The following is a 17002-nucleotide window of genomic DNA, read 5'->3' as shown; positions in this document are numbered from 1 at the left end:
GTTATGCCGATCCGGGAGAATGCACCACTACTTCATAGATGGTGCCATGAAACTTGCCCGCATCTGCCGGAAGACGGGTAAACCAGATCAAAACGTACTGGCCGCTTGCGGCTTGATCAGGTTTCAAGGTGATCTTTCCGGACCCGTTCTTCTCCTTGGCGACGGTCTTCAGCGAGCCCAGCTCGGGCGAGTCGCCGACCTTCAGCTCGACGCTCGCACCCGATGTATCGGCCAGCGTAGCCACCACGTCGCCGATCGGCATGCTCTTGCCCATATCGAGCAGCAATCCCACGCCGGCCTTGAGATTGCCCAGGTCGGCGCTGTTGTAATTCTCCGTTTTCCACAACGTGCTGGGCTTGCCGTCGATGGCGAGCGGCGCCATCTCGTTCTTCTCATCCCGGTCGGCGAGCGGATCGAAGCCGGTCGCCTTCTCCGGCTTCACGACGACCATCGGCTGCGCCGACGCGGAGGTCGAGGTGCTCGGGGAGGTCTCCGCCTGCGGGGCGTTCGGACTGCCCAGGCTGCGGCCGATCGTCCAGGCCCCGACGCCGACCGCGGCGATGACGAGCAGCACGACGACGGTCATCAGCACCCGGTTGAGCATGCTGCCGCCGCTGGGCGCGCGGGGCGGCATGGGTCTGGGCTGCGTCGGCAGCGGCGGGCGCGGCGGACGCCGCTCGGTCTCGATGCCCTCGGAGTGCGAGGCCGACTGCACCGCCGGCGTCTGGGGATAAGCCATCGGGATCGGCATGGGCCGGGCCACGTTGGCGAGCGCGTCGGCGATCTCGGACGGGCTGGACAGGACGGCTTGTCCCTTGCGGGACTCGGGCAGGCAGGACCTGATGGTGACGGCGTCGAGGTATCCGGGCACTCCGGCGGTGACCTGGCGGGGCGTGCAGAAATGCCCGTCGATCATCGGCGCCGTGGGCAGGCCGCCCTCTTCCTCGTCGCCCGGCCAGTGGCCGGACAGCCCCGCGTACAGCAGGCGGCCCAGCCCCTCGGCGTCGTCGAGGGCGGGCTGGTCGGTGGTGAGACCGGACAGGGCGGCGTCGACCGCGACGCCGAGCACCTTGACCGTGTTGCCGGTCGTCCACACCAGGTGCGCGGGGCGCAGGCACAGGTGGTAGAGGTCGGCCTCATGCGCGTGGGCCAGCGCCTCGGCGGCCTCGGCGACCAGGCCGGCGGCCCGCTCCGGCTCCAGCGGGCCGGCCGCGAGCAGATCGGCCAGGGTGTCGCCGGTGACCCACTCGCTGACCACGTACGAATGATCCTCGTGCTCGGCGGCGTCGAACACCTGCGTCAGGCGCGGATCGGTGAGTCTGCTGGCGGCGCGGGCGGCCGTGACCACCTCGTGGACACGGGGAAAGTCAGGGGAGAAGGTGTGGACCGCGACGGGCCGGGCGAGGATCTCGTCGATGGCCTTCCACAGGGTGGCGCCATCGGACTCGGTCACCCTGTCCTCCAGCCGGAAGCGTTCGGCGAGACGGGTGCCGGGTTCGACCGACGACGTGCTCACTGACTGACTCCGCTCGGCCGCTCGGGGGTGCTCATGACTCGAATCACCTGCGTGGGGGTGTACCACGTAGGCACGCTATGCCAGGTGGATCCGCCCACGCCCCTCCTGCTTCCATTCGCGCCGTGTCGGCACCATGCTAGTGCCGCGCCGGTTCCACCCGCGTTCCTTACCTGCCTATCCGCCCGGCAACCATCCCAACGATCGAGTTGATCTCCGGGATGCGCATGCGATGGGCCACTCCCAGATACAACAGCATGCCCAGACCGCCGCCCACGGCCAAGGCGATCACCGAGTTGAGGAAGGTGAGCCCGCCGAACACATCCTGAACCGCCCAGACGGCCACCAGCGCCAGCACCGCCGCGGGCAGCGCGGACAGGTACATCCTCGTCAGAGCCATCCCGATCTTCCAGCCGCCCAGCCCGTTGACCCGGCGGGCGGCGAGAATCCAGGCCCCGCCGGCCCCGATCGTGTAGGCGACGGCATAGGCGAAGGCCAACCCCATCACCGTGTATCGGGCCGGCAGCAGGACGTTGAAGACTACCATCAGCAGCGCGTTGACCGCGGTCGTCGCCGCGCCCACGTAAACGGGCGTGCGGGTGTCGCCGAAGCTGTAGAAGACCCGCAGCAGCAACTGGAAGATCGAGAACGGCACCAGCGCCAGGCCGTAGACCTGCAGCACATTGCCGATGTAGACGGCCGCGTCGGCCGAGGTGACGCCGTGGGCGTACAACGGCACGGTGATCGCCGGGCCGAGCACCATCAGCAGCAGCGACACCGGGACCATCACCGAGCTGATCAGCCGCACGCTCGACCCGAACTCGGTGCGGACCTCGCCGAGCTGCCCGGCTTCGACCGCCCGGCTCATCCTGGGCAGCATGGCCGTGATCACCGAGACGCCGATGACGCCGTAGGGCAGCTGGAAGAGCTGGAAGGCCAGGGTGTACGGGCTGATGCCGTGGCCGGGCACCGCGTCGCCCGCCGCGCTGGACAGGTTGGTCGTCAGCATGAAGCCCAGCTGCGTGACCACCACGTAGCCGATGGTCCAGATCCCGGCCCGGCCCATCTCGCCGAGCCGCGCGTTGCGCACGTCGAAGCGTGGGACGAAGGAGAACCCGATCCGCTTGAGCGCGACGATCAGCACGACGGCCTGGGCCACGATGCCCGCCGTGGTGCCCAGGCCGAGCAGCGCGATCTGGCCGTTGGTGACCAGGGCGATGTCGCCGCCCGTCTTGCCGGCCACCACCATGTAGAGCACGAGCACACAGATGACCACGAGGTTGTTGATCACCGGTGCCCACATGGGGGCCGCGTAGCGGTCTCGCGTGTTGAGAATGGCCCCGGCCACCGCGCCGACGCCGAAGAAGGCCAGCTGCGGCAGGATGAACCGGGCGAGCAGCACCGCGACCTCGAACTTGCGGCTGCCGGGCAGCCAGTCGGTGGTGTAGAGGTCGATGAGCAGCGGGGCCGCCAGCACGGCGAGCACGGCGACGACCAACAGCGCGGCCGTGGCCAGCGTCATGAGACGCTGTTCGTACGCCCGGCCGCCGTCGTAGTCGCGCTGCTGCGCCTTGACGATCATCGGCACCACGACGCTGCTGAGCACGCCCAGCAGCAGCAGGTCGAGAATGCTGTACGGGATCGCGTACGCGGCGTTGTAGGCGTCACCCATGGCGAAGGTGCCGATCGCCGAGGCGAGCACCATCGTCCGCACGAACCCCGTGACCCTGGACACCATCGTGCCCGCCGCCATGATGGCGCTGGCCCGCAACATGCGGCTCATACGGTCTCACTCTCCCGGCTCTTTGCGGCCCGAGCGAGCCGTCGCTGCGATCTGCGCCTTAGCACCCGTGTCACGACCGCGGCGAGCATGACCGCCAGCGCCGCCCCGACGATGACCAGGGCGATCCCCGTGTAGCCGGTGGTGCGGATCGTCAGCTTGACGGGCTTGCCGTACGGCAGACCGTTCCTGGTCGTCAGCTGGACGCTCACTGTGGCGTCACCGCTGGTCGTCGCGCTCATCGGCACCTGGACGCCGCCGTTCTGATCGTTGAGGATCGTCAGCAGCTTCTTGGACGGCGTGGGGTCGATCTGGAGGACTCCGGGGTTGTTGCTCTTCACGTCGATGTAGAGGGCGATCGTCTCACCGATCGAATTCTTCACGCTGATGGGCACCTGGCCGTTGCTCCCGGCCAGCTGGCGCAGCTGGTCGGGGTCGGCCCCCGTGATCGAGATCTTGTTCATCTGGGTCTGGACGGCCCCGTCGACCAGCTTGGTGGCCGCGCGGCCCGCGCGCGTGTGGTTGCGCCAGGACGAGGAGGCCAGCCTGAGCACCGCGGCGTCGAAGTCGGAGTGCGGCTTGGGCTCCGCGGCGATCAGAGCGGTGAGCTGTGCCTTCTCGGCGACGTTCTTGAGCGGGCGGAGGTATTTGGCGCTGAGCTCGTCCTTGCGGTCCTGGTCGGTGTAGGTGAGCGCGGCCCTGGGCACGGACGCCTTGCTCGGCTTGAGCGAGGCGAGCGGGGTCAGCTTCAGCCACGGCAGAGTGCGCGCGGTCTTGAGCAGGGTGTTGACCAGCGTCGGGTTCGGGTCCCAGCGGCGCGAGGGTGCGATGACCAGCGACCGGGGATTGATCTGACCAGGCTCGGCGGCGACCATCGCGGTCTCGGCGATGAAGCGCTGTTTGTTCAGGAAGACCGAGTCCGGCGCGGTGGAGTCGGGCTCGAAGGTGCGCGTGAGCTGCGCGTCGGCGACCAGCGCGGTGACCGGCCCCTCGACGGCGTCGAGCGTGGTGACGGCGTCGGGCGTGAACGCGACCGGCGGCTGCGGCGGCAGGTTCGTGGAGTTGAGCAGGACCCGGTCGACCTTGGCGACGTTGAGCAGGTCGAGCGCGTCGGCATCGAGCACGCCCGCGACCGGCCAGTTCGTCGTCAGCGACACGTCGCGCTTGAGCAGCTCCGTGGCGACCTGGTGACCCATCGTGATCGCCGTGGCGGTCTGGCCGTCCAGCCCCTGATGGGCGAGCGCGGCGACGTCGGGATCGGCGTACGGGGTGGCCACGACCGGAGAGGAGGCCAGCGCGGTGCGCAGCGAGTTGAGCCACTGCGCGGCGTTGGGGTCGGCGGCCTGGTCCTTGGACTTGAGCCGGTGCTTGCGGGACAGAGTCTGCGCGTCGTCCAGGAGCGCGGGGTCCACGAACCAGGTGACGCTCTTGGGGGCCGTGGCGGCGATGCCGGCCAGCTCGGCGAGCCGGCCCTTGCCGGTCAGCTGCGAGCCCAGCTTGTCGTCGACGAAGTTGTCGTTCTCGGCGCGATGCGTCTGGTCGATGATGGGCAGCGCGATGGCCAGCCGGTTGCGCGGCAGTTTCTGCGGGGTCGGCGGCGCGTACGTCAGGTAGGTGCGCTGCGTGACGATCGGCACGTCGAACCGGGCCACGTCGACGGCTATGCGATAGACGCCGAACGACGTAAACCCCAGCTGCACGGGCGTCGCCAGAAGCTCGAAGGTCTTGGAGGCACCCGCCTCCAGCGCCGGGATGTCCAGGAAAGAGGCGGGCGTCCGCGTCGAGACCTGAGAAGGCAAGGTCGCCGGGTTCGGGTCAGTCTGGTAGGCGGACATGGTGGCCCGGTCGGTGAACTTCTGCGCCGAGTAACGCAGCCGGACCCGCAGGTTGGTCATCGCTTCGGCCGTGTCGTTGCGGACCACACCGGTGATCTTGATCTGCGTGGTCAGGCTCGATGGTGTGTCGGGTGTGATGGACGTGATCGACACGGCCATCGACTGCCTGCTCGTCTTCGCGGCGGCCGTGCCCGGCGTCTTCGTGGCAGCAGTACTCGGCGTCGTCGCGGCCATGGGCGCGAGCAACGCGGCGGACAGTACGGCGACAAGCGAGACCTTACGGATCACGCGTCCGCCCGAGCTGGAGTACGACGCACGCCCGCAATGGTACGGGCTCAGTGCCGTATCGCGACCGCCTGGCGGGATCCTCTGGGCCTCGGGATCCGCAGGTTCACCGTCTTGCCGGGCAGGAGTGTCAGCAGGTCAAGGGCGCGCATGGAGAGGGCCGTGTGGCGTTCCCCAGTGGCCGTGAAGATCGCGTCGGCATCGGCGCGGAGGCGGTCGTCCAGCGCCACGGCCAGGCCCTCGGGCAGCAGCAACGGGCTGACGAGCCCGGCCGCGTAGTCGGTGACGGAATTGACCAGAAAGTCGGGGGCGGGGCGTACCTCCCGTACGCCGAGCGCGCCGCAGACGGCCCCGGCCTGCGGTGGGTCCGAGACGGCGGAGACCACGGCGACGACGACCTCGCGGCCGATTCTCGTGGCGACCTCGAACACCGTGACCGCCACGCAGCGCTCGGGCGCGGCGGAGACCGCATCGGGCAACTCGTCCACGCAAGTCATGGGGCGCGGAAGGCGTACGATCTCATGATGGACCTGGTGTGCGAGGAGCCAGCGGTGGATCGCGAGGGCGTCCTTCATAGAAGACCTCCTGGCCTGGTTCCATGGCCCCCGACGGTCCCCTGACCGACGGTAACCCCGACTCGATATTGCTCGGGGGATATGTTCCGGAATCAAAGGACCTACCCAGCTTGTCCGACTCAAATCTGACCGAAAGCCAGCAGCGGGCCATGACCGACCTGTTCCGCAAGATCGCTCCGGTGGCCGACGAGCTCGGCCGGTTGTTCGCCACGCATGGGCATGAGCTGGCCCTCGTCGGCGGCCCGGTGCGCGACATCCTGCTCGGCCGCGTGGGCAACGATCTCGACCTGACCACCGATGCCCGGCCCGAACGGGTCCTGGAAATGGTCCGTGATTGGGCTGATTCGGTGTGGACGATCGGCATCGACTTCGGCACGGTCGGCGTGCGGAAGGGCGGCTCGCTGCTGGAGATCACCACCTACCGCAGCGAGTCGTACGACCCCAAGTCCCGCAAGCCGGAGGTCATGTACGGCGAGACGCTGGAGGCCGACCTGGAGCGGCGCGACTTCGCGGTCAACGCGATGGCCGTGCGGCTGCCGGCGCACGAGTTCGTCGACCCCTACGGCGGCCTGACCGACCTGTCGGCCAAGCTGCTGCGCACGCCGGGCACGCCCGAGCAGTCCTTCGACGACGACCCGCTGCGCATGCTGCGGGCCGCCAGGTTCGCCTCGCAGCTCGGCTTCACGGTCGACGCCAAGGCGATCGCGGCGATGACCGACATGGCGGAGCGCATCGAGATCGTCTCGGCCGAGCGCATCCGTGACGAGCTCGACAAGCTGACCTGCGGCACCTACCCGCGCGAGGGCCTGCGCCTGCTGGTCGAGACCGGCCTGGCCGCGCACGTGCTGCCCGAGCTGCCCAAGCTGCGCCTGGAGATCGACGAGCACCACCGGCACAAGGACGTCTACGAGCACACGCTGACCGTCCTCGACCAGGCCATCGCCCAGGAGGACGACGGCAAGCCCGACCGGATCCTGCGCTGGGCCGCGCTGCTGCACGACATCGGCAAGCCCAAGACGCGGCGGCACGAGGCGGGCGGGCGGGTCTCCTTCCATCACCACGAGGTGGTGGGGGCGCAGCTGGCCAAGAAGCGCATGACCGAGCTCAAGTTCCCCAAGGACGTGGTGGCCGACGTGTCGCAGCTGGTGGAGCTGCACCTGCGCTTCCACGGTTACGGCACGGGCGAGTGGACCGACAGCGCGGTGCGCCGCTACGTGCGCGACGCCGGTCATCTGCTCGACCGGCTCCACAAGCTGACCAGAGCCGACTGCACGACCCGCAACAAGCGCAAGGCGACCGCGCTGTCGCGGACGTACGACCAGCTGGAGGAGCGCATCGCCCGGCTGGCCGACGAGGAGGAGCTGGCCAAGATCCGTCCGGAGCTCGACGGCAACGAGATCCAGCGGATCCTCGGCGTGGGTCCCGGTCCTATCGTCGGGCGGGCGTACAAGTTCCTGCTGGAGCTCCGCCTGGACAAGGGGATGGTCGGCAAGGAGACGGCCACCGAGGCGCTGCTGGAGTGGGCGCGGGAGAGCGGCGTGTCACCCGCCGGGGACACGGCGCCGGCCTGATCAAGGGGAGTCAGCGGGAGGCCGCGGCGCGCGGCGTCGGGATGATCATCCGGTAGATCAGGGCGCCCGCCAGGTAACCGGCCGTCACGATCACCACGGCCGCGTACGACTTGCCGTTGGCGGGCAGGATCGCCGCGGACAGGGCGGCCGCCAGCACGTACATGCCGTTGAAGAGCATGTCGTAGATCGAGAAGGCCCGCCCCAGGTAGGCGTCCTCCACGTCGCGCTGGACCGTGACGTCGGCGCAGATCTTGACGCTCTGCCCGGCGATGCCGAGCACGAACCCGGCGATCGGCAGGCTCCACGGCTGGAACGGCACGACCAGCACCGCAGTGAGCACGCCGGCCACGACCAGTGCGATCGGCACCCACCGCTCGATCGTGAACCGCGCGGTGGCCCACGGAGTGACGATCACCGCGAGGAAGAAGCCGACACCCGAGGTGGCCACGACCAGGCTGAGCCCACGCAGCGCCACCTCGGAGTCGCCGCCGGAGAAGTAGTAGCGGTAGAGGATGATGCCGAGCGCGGTCGCCATGCCGTACATGAACCGATGTGTCGCCATCGCGCCCATCGTGGCGGCGGCCGTGCGGTGGCCCACCAGGTGCTTGGCGCCGTCGGCGAGGCCGACGAGCACGTTGCGCACGGCCTCGCGCGCCTGCGGCCGCCCGGGGTCGAAGGAGGGGCCGAGCAGCGAGCGCTCCATCGTGCGGGCGATCAGCGCGCTCAGCCCGGCGACCACGCCCGAGACGGCCAACAGCAGCGCCACGCCGAAGTCGCCGCTGCCGAACAGCTCCCGCAGCAGGAACCCCACCCCGGCGCCGAGGAAGGTGAAAACCGTGCCCGAGGTGGGCGTGACCGCGTTGGCGGCCATCAGCCGGTCCGCCGGCACCACGTGCGGCAGCGACGCGCCGAGGGCGGCCAGGAAGAACCGGTTGGCCGCGAGCACGCCGAGCGCGGCCGCGTAGAAGACCGTGTCGGGCACGTCGGCGGCGACCAGCGCCGCCGCCACGACCAGCAGCGCGCCGCGCACGAGCGGCGCGACGACGAGGATCTGCCGCCGCGACCAGCGGTCGATGAAGACGCCGACGAACGGGCCGAGGATGCTGTACGGCAGCAGCAGCACGGCCAGCCCCGCGGCCACCTGCAGAGCCGTGGTCTGCGTCTCAGGACTGAAGAAGGCGAACCCGACCACGGCGAACTGGAAGACCCCGTCGGAGAACTGGGAGACCAGCCGGGTGGCGAACAGCCGTCGGAAGTCCCTGCCCTTCAGGACCACGCGAAGATCGGCGACGAATGACACGCAGTCAGCCTACTTCCGCCCGATTCACAGGTTGGTACAGCAGGCAGTCATTCGTCGCCAGCGGGCAACATGATCACGTACGCTTCGAAGCGTGACGACGGAAGAACACGTGGTGTTGGTCGACAGTGACGGCAACGCGATCGGCACCGCACCCAAGACCACGGTGCACGGCCAGAAAACTCCGCTCCACCTGGCGTTCTCCAGTTACGTCTTCGACGAGGACAGCCGGGTCCTGCTCACCAGGCGCGCCGCGCGCAAACTGACCTGGCCGGGCGTGTGGACCAACAGCTGCTGCGGCCACCCGCTACCCGGCGAGGCGCTGGACCACGCGGTCATCCGCAGGCTGTCTCACGAGCTCGGTCTGACGGTCGAGCGGGCCGATCTCATGCTGCCGACGTTCACCTACCGCGCGGTCATGCCCAACGGCATCGTCGAACATGAGCTCTGTCCCGTCTACCGCGTGACGGTCGACGCCTCCGCCATCCCGAACCCGGACGAGGTTGACGAAATCCGGTGGATGCCCTGGAAGGAGTTCGCGGACGGTGTCCTGAGCACCCTGCTGGCGATCAGCCCATGGTGCCGCGAACAGGTCCCCATGCTGAACGAACTGGGCACCAACCCCCTGGACTGGCGCCCGGCCCCGGCGGAGGAGCTGCCTCCGGCCGCCCGAAGCGCTGCCCCTACGGGTTTGTGAGACGTTGATTCATGAGGCGCCGCGCGGAGTGCGCGGCGCCGGATCACGGACCTATCTGTCCACTTCGCCGCGGATGAACTTCTCGACGTAGTCGCGCGCGTCGTCGTCCGAGTACTGGACCGGCGGCGACTTCATGAAGTAGGAGGACGCGCTCAGGATCGGGCCCGCGATCCCCCGGTCGAGGGCGATCTTGGCGGCCCGCACCGCGTCGATGATGATCCCCGCCGAGTTGGGCGAGTCCCACACCTCCAGCTTGTACTCCAGGGTGAGCGGCGTGTCGCCGAACGAGCGCCCCTCCAGCCGTACGAAAGCCAGCTTCCGGTCGTCGAGCCACGGCACGTGGTCCGACGGGCCGATGTGCACGTCGGCCTTGGCCATCTCGTGCGGGATCTGCGAGGTGACCGACTGCGTCTTGGAGATCTTCTTCGACTGGAGGCGCTTGCGCTCCAGCATGTTCATGAAGTCCATGTTGCCGCCGACGTTGAGCTGGTACGTGCGCAGCAGCTCGACCCCGCGGTCCTCGAACAGCTTGGCCAGCACGCGGTGCGTGATGGTGGCGCCGACCTGCGACTTGATGTCGTCGCCGACGATCGGCACACCGGCCGCGGTGAACTTCTCCGCCCATTCCGGGTCAGAGGCGATGAACACCGGCAGCGCGTTGACGAACGCCACCTTGGCGTCCAGCGCGCACTGTGCGTAGAAGCGGTCGGCCGCCTCGGAGCCCACCGGGAGGTAGGACACCAGGACGTCCACCTGGCTGTCGCGGAGCGCCTGGACGACGTCGACCGGCGACTCGTCGGACTCTTCGATGATCTCGCGGTAGTACTCGCCAAGTCCGTCGTAGGTATGACCGCGCTGGACGATAACCCCAGTGGGCGGCACGTCCGCGAACTTGATCGTGTTGTTCTCGCTGGCGCCGATCGCCTCGGACAGGTCGCGGCCGACCTTCTTGGCGTCGACGTCGAACGCGGCGACGAACTCGACGTCGCCCACGTGATAGTCGCCGAACTTCACGTGCATCAGGCCCGGCACCCGTGTGGCCGGGTCGGCGTCCTTGTAATAGTGAACGCCCTGAACCAGTGACGCCGCGCAGTTGCCAACACCGACAATGGCCACGCGAACCGAACCCATCGCACTCGCTCCCTTACTCATCAGTTGATCTCTCGGGGTTCTCCTCAGAGGAGCCCCGTCTCTCTGTCGCGATCAGCTCGTTCAGCCACCGCACCTCGCGTTCGACCGATTCGAGCCCGTGACGTTGCAGTTCGAGCGTGTAGCTGTCGAGGCGCTCCCTGGTGCGGGCCAGGGCGGTGCGCACGCTGTCGAGGCGTTCCTCCAGGCGGCTGCGGCGGCCTTCGAGGATCCGCAGTCTCACCTCTGCCTCCGTGTGCCGGAAGAACGCGAAGTGGACGCCGAAACTCTCGTCCTCCCACGCGGACGGCCCTGCCTGCGTCAGCAGGTCCTGGAGCCGTTCCTTGCCCTCCGCGGTCAGCTTGTAGACGATCTTTGACCGGCCTCCGACGATCGCGGCGGGCGCCGGCTGCTCCTCCACGATGAGGCCCTGTTCCAGCAGTGAGCGCAGACAGGGGTAGAGCGACCCGTAGGAGAAGGCGCGGAACATGCCCAGCAAGGCATTGAGCCGTTTGCGCAGCTCATAGCCGTGTAGCGGCGTCTCGTGCAGCGACCCGAGCACGGCCAGCTCCAGCACTCTGCCCTGTCCGCTGGCCACTGGAACCGCCCCCTCTCACGTCGATGTATCGAGCCGATACATCCCGATGATACGTCGCGCCGCTATATCGCCGCAATTAACGACTTTGCCAAGGCGTTGGGAGGATTCGGCAAAACGCCGTAGTCTGGCGCTCATGTGGTCACAGGGAAAGGTGGTGGACTACGGCCTTGCCAAGCGGGCGGTGGTCGGCTCCCTGCACCCCAGGCGTACCTCGCCTGGGGATATTCGTGACGCACAGCCGTACCTCCTTCGCGCGGCGCGCCACTTCGGCGAACCGACCGAACACCTCTGCCCGGTGTGCGAGAGGGAGAACGTCACCAACGTGACCTACGTCTCCGGGAATTCTCCGGGACGCCATGCCGGTGAGGCAGAGGTCGCGTCGGAACTCGCCGACAGGGCCCATGATTACGATGAGTTCCGGGTGTACGTCGTCGAGGTCTGTCAAGGTTGTTCCTGGAACCACCTGACGGTGTCGTTCGTCCTCGGCAACGGACCGCCGGCCCGCGTCGGGCGACCGTAGAAGACCGAGGGCGGCGAGGAGCCCCACGCCCATCCGCCGTGCTATCCGACGACGTTGCGAGGACGTGTGAGTAACAGCAGCAATGAGGGGACGGCTCGGCCTGGAAGGCGCCGTCGCTCCAACTCATCCCGTTCTGTGCCCCAAGACAGTTCGCCGCAAACCGGCGAAGCGGGCTGGGGGGCGGCACAGCCTCAGCGTCGGCCGGAGGCCGCGTACGAGCAGACCGGAGCGATGGCCGCCCAGCCAGGCCCCCAGCAAATGGGCGCCCAGCAGCCGGGCATGCCGCAACCAGGCCCCCAGCAGCCGGGTCCGGGTGGTCCCGGCCCCCGCCAGCCGGGACGGCGCGAGGCCGCGCCGCGCGAGCCGGGGCGGCGCCAGAGCGGCCGTGAAGGCTCGCGTTCGCGCGGCGAAGGCGAATACGACACCCGCGCCCGCAGCAACCAGGAGACCATGATCAGCGACGCGCCCAGGCGGGCGCGCGGGCGAGGCTCCGGCGGACCGCAAGGGCCTGGCGGCCCCGGCGGTCCCGAGGGTCCTGAGCGGCCCGAGGACGAGCGGCCGAAGTGGCGCCGCTTCATCCCCAGCTGGAAGATCGTCATGGCCTCGACGACGGTCCTCGCGGCCGGCATCTTCGGCATGATCGCGGTGGCCTACGTCAACACTCCGGTGCCCGACGAGAATGACACGCAGGCCGGAGCGACCGCACAGGGCAGCACCGTCTACTACTCCGACGGCAAGACGGTCATCGCCAAGCTCGGCACGCCCCGGAAGATCATTAAGATCGACCAGATGTCCCCGAAGCTCAGGGACGCCACGGTGGCCATCGAGAACGATACGTTCTACGAGGACTCCGGCATCTCCATCTCCGGCATGGCCCGCTCGCTGTGGATGACCGCGACAGGCCAGCAGTTGCAGGGCGCCTCGACGATCACCCAGCAGATGGCCCGCGGATACTACGGCGGCCTCAGCTCGGAAGTCTCGATCAAGCGCAAGGTCAGCGAGATCTTCATCGCGGTCAAGATCAACCAGACGAAGACCAAAGAGGACATTCTTCAGACCTACCTCAACACCGTCAACTTCGGCCGGGCCTACGGCGTCGAGGCGGCGGCCGAGGCGTACTTCGGCAAGGGCAAGCATGCCTCGAACCTCACCCTGTCGCAGGCGGCCTACCTGGCCGCGCACATCCAGACGCCGAGCTGGGACTCCGAGGCGCCCGCGCTGAAATTCCGCTGGAAGACCGTCCTGGACTACATGGCCAAGCAGTGGCCGGACAAGTACGCCGCGGAAGCGAAGACGGCGGAGTGGCCCAAGATCAAGAAGTCCAACACGGACAGCGCCTACGCGGGTCTCAACGGCTACATGCTCGAGGCGGTGACCCGGGAGCTCGAGGCCCGCGGCATCACCGAGGATGCCATCAAGAGCAGCGGCTACGAGATCATCACCACCTTCGACAAGAGGCTCATGCAGGCCGCCAAGACCGCGGTGCTGGAGTCGACAAGGGGCAAGTCGAAGGAGTTCCACACCAGTCTCGCCGCCGTCGACCCCAAGAACGGCCGCGTGGTGGCCTTCTACGGAGGCACTGACTACCTCAAGGACCCGTGGAACGAGCCCTTCGACTCGGCCAAGCAGGCCGCCTCCGCGTTCAAGCCCTACGTCCTGGCCGCGTGGCTGAAGGCCGGATACTCGATCAACAGCTACGTGCCGGGCAGCGTCACGGTGCCGAAGGAGTTGCCGGGGCAGCAGCCCGGCGGATTCAAGAACAGCCACAACGTGGGCGCCTCGATCGACGTGGTCAAAGCGACCGCGCAGTCCGTCAACACCGCCTACGTGTCGATGGCGTTCGCGCTGCCCGAGCAGATCAAGGACGTCAAGAACCTCGTCGAGGCGGCCGGGTTCAGCAAGACGCGTATGGAGAAGGACGTCGATGACCACGGCTACGGGTTCGCCATCGGCAGCGCACCGGTGACCGCCGTGGAGCAGGCGGCCGGATACTCGATCTTCGCCAACGCCGGCAGGTACACCAAATATCACGTGGTGAAGGAGATCAAGCTGAACAAGCAGATCGCCTACCCCGAGCAGCGGGCCGTCAAGAACGTGATCAGCCCGGAGGCCGCCGCCGACGCGACGATCGCCATGCAGGAGGTGCTGCGGAGCGGCACCGCGGCGGGCAAGGGCCTGGGCAACCGCCCGGCGGCGGGCAAGACCGGCACGAACAACGACGAGAAGGAAGCCTGGTTCGTCGGTTACACCCCGCAGCTTTCTACCGCAGTGGGTATGTACCGCGAGGTGTGCAAGACGAAGAAGGGCAGGGTCGTCCAGCCCATCAACTCGAATTGCCCCATTACCCCGGGGGGCAAGCCTTCCAAGAGATACAACGTCAACAAGCCCTACACCACGGCGTTTGAGACGACGCTGGGCTTCGAGGGCGCGGATACGCCCACGACGATCTGGCGCGCGTTCATGACCGCCGCACTCCAGAACAAGCCGGTCGAGCAGTTCCCCACCAGGGCCGACATCGGGCAGCCGGAGAACATCGTGCCGAGCCCGACGCCCACGCCGAAGGCCACCGAGGACCCGTCGCTCGAGGACCCCAACGCCAACTGCGGCGTCGTCCCGCCGTGCACCGGCGACGACCCCGACCAGATCATCACGGTCGACCCCAACCAGAACGGCCAGCCGCAGGACGACGGCGGCGGTTTCGACGGGCGGGGCCACCAGGGCCGGGGATCCAATCCGGTCATCGTTCCCGGACCGATGCCGAGCAGACGCGAGGACTGGTGAACTCGAGCACCGAGGTCCGCCCACCGCTCATGAACCGGGCCGTGCCGTACCTTCCCCTGGGGCTGTTCGCGGCCCTGGGGGCCACGCTCGCCTACATCGTGCGGCTGCCCTGCCGCACGGGCGGGTGGAACGACCAGGTCTCGACGTACACGAACTTCTGCTACACCGATATCTACCCGCTCTACTTCGATCGGCAGCTGGCGACGCAGAACCCCTACTTCGCCGACGTGCCGTTCGACAAGCACGTCGAATACCCGGTGGTCCTCGGCGAGGTCATGCAGGTGATCAGCTGGATCGCCCGCTGGCTGGAGCGCGACGTGGCCGCCCAGGCGGTCAGGTTCTACGACATCACCGTCATCCTGCTCGGCGTCTGCCTGGTGGCCGGCGTGCTGCTGATGGCGGCGGTGGCGGGTCCGACCAGGCGGTGGGACGCGCTCTGGTACGCGCTCGCCCCTTCGATCGTCCTGGCCGCCTACATCAACTGGGACCTGGTCGCGGGCGCGCTGTCGATGGGCATGCTGCTGGCCTGGGCCCGGCAGCGGCAGGTGCTGGCGGGCGTGCTGCTCGGCCTGGCGATCGCGACGAAGTTCTACCCGATCATGTTCGTCGGCGCACTCCTGCTGCTCACCATGCGCACCGCGCGCTGGCGGCCGTTCCTCGTCACGATGGGCGCGACCGCCGGGTCGTGGCTGGTGGTCAACGTGCCGTTCATGGTGCTGGCCTGGGACGGCTGGCGCCGGTTCTACGTCTTCTCCGAGGAACGCGGCGTCGACTGGGGCTCGCCGTGGCTGTTCTTCCAGAACAAGGGCTGGCCGGTCCTGGGTGACACCGACGTCAGCCGCCTGGGCATGGTCTCGCTGGGCCTGCTGTGCCTGGGCATCGCGGCCCTCACGCTGATGGCGCCGCGCCGGCCGAGACTGGCGCAGATCTGTTTCCTCGCGCTGGCCGCGTTCATGATGACGAACAAGGTGTGGTCGCCGCAGTTCGTCCTGTGGCTGGTGCCCTTCGCGGTGCTGGCCAGGCCCAACTGGAAGCCGATCGCGCTCTGGCAGGTCGCCGAGATCTGGTACTTCTGCGCGATCTGGCTCTATCTGCTCTCCCAGTCTCCGGTCAGCCGTCCCGACCTGGGCATCGGCGACAACACCTACTTCACCGCCGTATGGGGACGGGTCATCACGATCGCCATCATGATGGCCTTCGTGGTACGTGACATCCTGCGTCCCGACAAGGACGTCATCCGGCAGACCGGCATCGACGACCAGGCCGGTGGGGTCTTCGACGGCGCCCCGGACCGGTTCACCCTGCGCCCGGCCTAGCGATGATCACCCGCTCGGCCGACCGCGACGCGACGCTCCTCTGGTTCGCCTCGCGCGGCGGGCTGCTGGTGGCGACACTGCTCGGAGTCGCGCTGCACGACTACGTGGGCACCTGGCGGAAGTGGGACGCCGGGCTGTTCATCACGATCGCCGAGCACGGCTACGACGGCGATCCCGGCAGGCCGCCGGACGCCGGGCTGCCCGCGTTCTTCCCCGGACTGCCGCTGGCGATGCGGGTGGTCCACCTCGTGGTGCCGGACTGGACGGCCTGCGGGCTGATCGTCTCGCTGGTCGCCGGTCTGGTGGCGGTGGTGGCGCTGGCCAGGCTGACGGAGTGGGAGGGCGGCTCGGGGTGGGCCGCGGTGGCCGGGCTGCTGCTGTTCCCGATGGCCGTCTTCCTGGTCGCCGGCTACAGCGAGGCGCTGTTCCTGGCCTTTGCGATCCCCGCCTGGCTGGCCGCCCGCCAGGGCCGATGGCCGCTCGCCACCGCCCTGGCCGCGGGCGCCTCCTGTGTACGCATCACCGGGCTGTTCCTGGCGGTCGCGTTGATCGTGGAGTTCCTCACCAGCAGACAGCCCATACGGCGGGCGCCGTGGCTGCTGGTCCCCTTCCTGCCGCTGGTGGCGTACTCCTTCTTCCACTACAGCCGTTCGGGAGACTGGCTCGCCTGGAAGCACGCACAGGAGGCCGGGTGGGGACGGCAGATGGTGTGGCCGTGGCAGGCGTGGAGCACCACGTGGCAGTCGGCCATGGGCGCGGGTGACTTCGCGATCGCCTTCCGCATGGAGCTGGCCGGTGCGGTGGTGGCCGTGGCCGCGCTCGTCTGGCTGCTGGTCATGCGCCGGTGGAGCGAACTGGTCTACACGGGGTTACAGGCGGGGGCGCTCATGACCTCGGCGTACTACCTGTCGATCCCGCGCTCGCTGCTGCTGTGGTTTCCGCTGTGGGTGGCGTTCGGCCGGCTGGTGGCCCGGCATCCATGGGTGATGGTGGTGTACGCCCTGGTGTCGGGGCCGCTCATGCTGCTCGACGTGGTCCGCTTCCTGAGCGGCGCGTGGGCAGGATGATCTCCATACCCACTTCCGGGACTCGGTAATCCAGATAAG

At 68.4% G+C, this 17002-nt stretch carries 13 protein-coding genes; 6 read left to right on the top strand and 7 right to left on the bottom strand.

Annotation, left to right across the window (positions count from 1 at the left end; all coding sequences use genetic code 11):
• Position 1 precedes the first annotated feature (1 nt).
• The 4 genes from AB0H88_RS45525 to AB0H88_RS45510 all read right to left on the bottom strand — a co-directional run bounded on the left by AB0H88_RS45525 (position 2) and on the right by AB0H88_RS45510 (position 5988).
• Positions 2-1516 carry a protein kinase family protein gene (locus AB0H88_RS45525; RefSeq protein ID WP_357655341.1) on the bottom strand — a complete coding sequence of 505 codons (1515 nt, stop codon included), beginning with the start codon at positions 1514-1516 and terminating at the stop codon, positions 2-4.
• A 166-nt stretch (positions 1517-1682) separates the two neighbouring features.
• Entirely contained in the window at positions 1683-3296 is a 1614-nt protein-coding gene (murJ, locus tag AB0H88_RS45520) for a murein biosynthesis integral membrane protein MurJ (protein WP_357655338.1), read from the bottom strand.
• Complete coding sequence (locus AB0H88_RS45515; RefSeq protein WP_357655335.1) at positions 3293-5416, bottom strand: DUF6049 family protein; 2124 nt, start codon at positions 5414-5416, stop codon at positions 3293-3295. Before AB0H88_RS45515 ends, murJ begins: the two co-directional genes overlap by 4 nt.
• Positions 5417-5463: 47 nt before the next feature.
• Positions 5464-5988, bottom strand: a complete 525-nt coding sequence (locus tag AB0H88_RS45510; protein ID WP_357655332.1) for a YbaK/EbsC family protein — start codon at positions 5986-5988, stop codon at positions 5464-5466.
• 149 nt (positions 5989-6137) lie between these two features.
• Here AB0H88_RS45510 and AB0H88_RS45505 point away from each other — a divergent pair, with 149 nt between their 5' ends.
• Positions 6138-7559, top strand: a complete 1422-nt coding sequence (locus AB0H88_RS45505) for a CCA tRNA nucleotidyltransferase (protein WP_357655396.1) — start codon at positions 6138-6140, stop codon at positions 7557-7559.
• Between the two features lie 10 nt (positions 7560-7569).
• Here AB0H88_RS45505 and AB0H88_RS45500 read toward each other — a convergent pair whose 3' ends face one another.
• Positions 7570-8859: an MFS transporter gene (locus AB0H88_RS45500; RefSeq protein WP_357655330.1), complete on the bottom strand. Its 1290-nt coding sequence runs from the start codon at positions 8857-8859 to the stop codon at positions 7570-7572.
• A gap of 91 nt (positions 8860-8950) precedes the next feature.
• Between AB0H88_RS45500 and idi the strand changes: the two genes are divergently transcribed.
• A complete protein-coding gene (gene idi, locus AB0H88_RS45495) occupies positions 8951-9553 on the top strand; it encodes an isopentenyl-diphosphate Delta-isomerase (protein WP_357655329.1) in 603 nt (200 codons plus the stop codon).
• A 51-nt stretch (positions 9554-9604) separates the two neighbouring features.
• Here the strand turns inward: idi and AB0H88_RS45490 are convergent, their stop codons facing one another.
• Both AB0H88_RS45490 and AB0H88_RS45485 read right to left on the bottom strand, forming a co-directional pair.
• On the bottom strand, positions 9605-10684 hold the full coding sequence (locus tag AB0H88_RS45490) for an inositol-3-phosphate synthase (RefSeq protein ID WP_357655327.1): 1080 nt from the start codon (positions 10682-10684) through the stop codon (positions 9605-9607).
• Positions 10685-10697: 13 nt separating this feature from the next.
• Positions 10698-11279, bottom strand: coding sequence for a PadR family transcriptional regulator (locus AB0H88_RS45485; protein WP_357655325.1), 582 nt, complete (start codon positions 11277-11279; stop codon positions 10698-10700).
• A gap of 133 nt (positions 11280-11412) precedes the next feature.
• On the opposite strand from AB0H88_RS45485, the gene AB0H88_RS45480 reads away from it, so the two are divergent.
• The 4 genes from AB0H88_RS45480 to AB0H88_RS45465 all read left to right on the top strand — a co-directional run bounded on the left by AB0H88_RS45480 (position 11413) and on the right by AB0H88_RS45465 (position 16963).
• Positions 11413-11799 carry a DUF5318 family protein gene (locus AB0H88_RS45480; protein ID WP_357655322.1) on the top strand — a complete coding sequence of 129 codons (387 nt, stop codon included), beginning with the start codon at positions 11413-11415 and terminating at the stop codon, positions 11797-11799.
• A gap of 231 nt (positions 11800-12030) precedes the next feature.
• Positions 12031-14580 carry a transglycosylase domain-containing protein gene (locus tag AB0H88_RS45475; protein ID WP_357655319.1) on the top strand — a complete coding sequence of 850 codons (2550 nt, stop codon included), beginning with the start codon at positions 12031-12033 and terminating at the stop codon, positions 14578-14580.
• Positions 14577-15896: a glycosyltransferase 87 family protein gene (locus tag AB0H88_RS45470; protein ID WP_357655317.1), complete on the top strand. Its 1320-nt coding sequence runs from the start codon at positions 14577-14579 to the stop codon at positions 15894-15896. Before AB0H88_RS45475 ends, AB0H88_RS45470 begins: the two co-directional genes overlap by 4 nt.
• A gap of 2 nt (positions 15897-15898) precedes the next feature.
• Entirely contained in the window at positions 15899-16963 is a 1065-nt protein-coding gene (locus AB0H88_RS45465) for a mannosyltransferase family protein (RefSeq protein ID WP_357655315.1), read from the top strand.
• Positions 16964-17002 lie beyond the last annotated feature (39 nt).

The sequence above is a fragment of the Nonomuraea sp. NPDC050680 genome, from assembly GCF_040654555.1.
Taxonomy (GTDB): domain Bacteria; phylum Actinomycetota; class Actinomycetes; order Streptosporangiales; family Streptosporangiaceae; genus Nonomuraea.
The sequence above is the reverse complement of the archived record's forward strand: the minus strand, read 5'-3'. Positions and strand labels throughout refer to the sequence as shown.

Coding starts and splice junctions, on each gene's coding strand:
- AB0H88_RS45490 (WP_357655327.1), bottom strand. CDS start 10,684: ATGGGTTCGGTTCGCGTGGCCATTGTCGGTGTTGGCAACTGCGCGGCG.
- AB0H88_RS45465 (WP_357655315.1), top strand. CDS start 15,899: ATGATCACCCGCTCGGCCGACCGCGACGCGACGCTCCTCTGGTTCGCC.
- AB0H88_RS45480 (WP_357655322.1), top strand. CDS start 11,413: ATGTGGTCACAGGGAAAGGTGGTGGACTACGGCCTTGCCAAGCGGGCG.
- AB0H88_RS45475 (WP_357655319.1), top strand. CDS start 12,031: ATGGCCGCCCAGCCAGGCCCCCAGCAAATGGGCGCCCAGCAGCCGGGC.
- AB0H88_RS45510 (WP_357655332.1), bottom strand. CDS start 5,988: ATGAAGGACGCCCTCGCGATCCACCGCTGGCTCCTCGCACACCAGGTC.
- murJ (WP_357655338.1), bottom strand. CDS start 3,296: ATGAGCCGCATGTTGCGGGCCAGCGCCATCATGGCGGCGGGCACGATG.
- AB0H88_RS45505 (WP_357655396.1), top strand. CDS start 6,138: ATGACCGACCTGTTCCGCAAGATCGCTCCGGTGGCCGACGAGCTCGGC.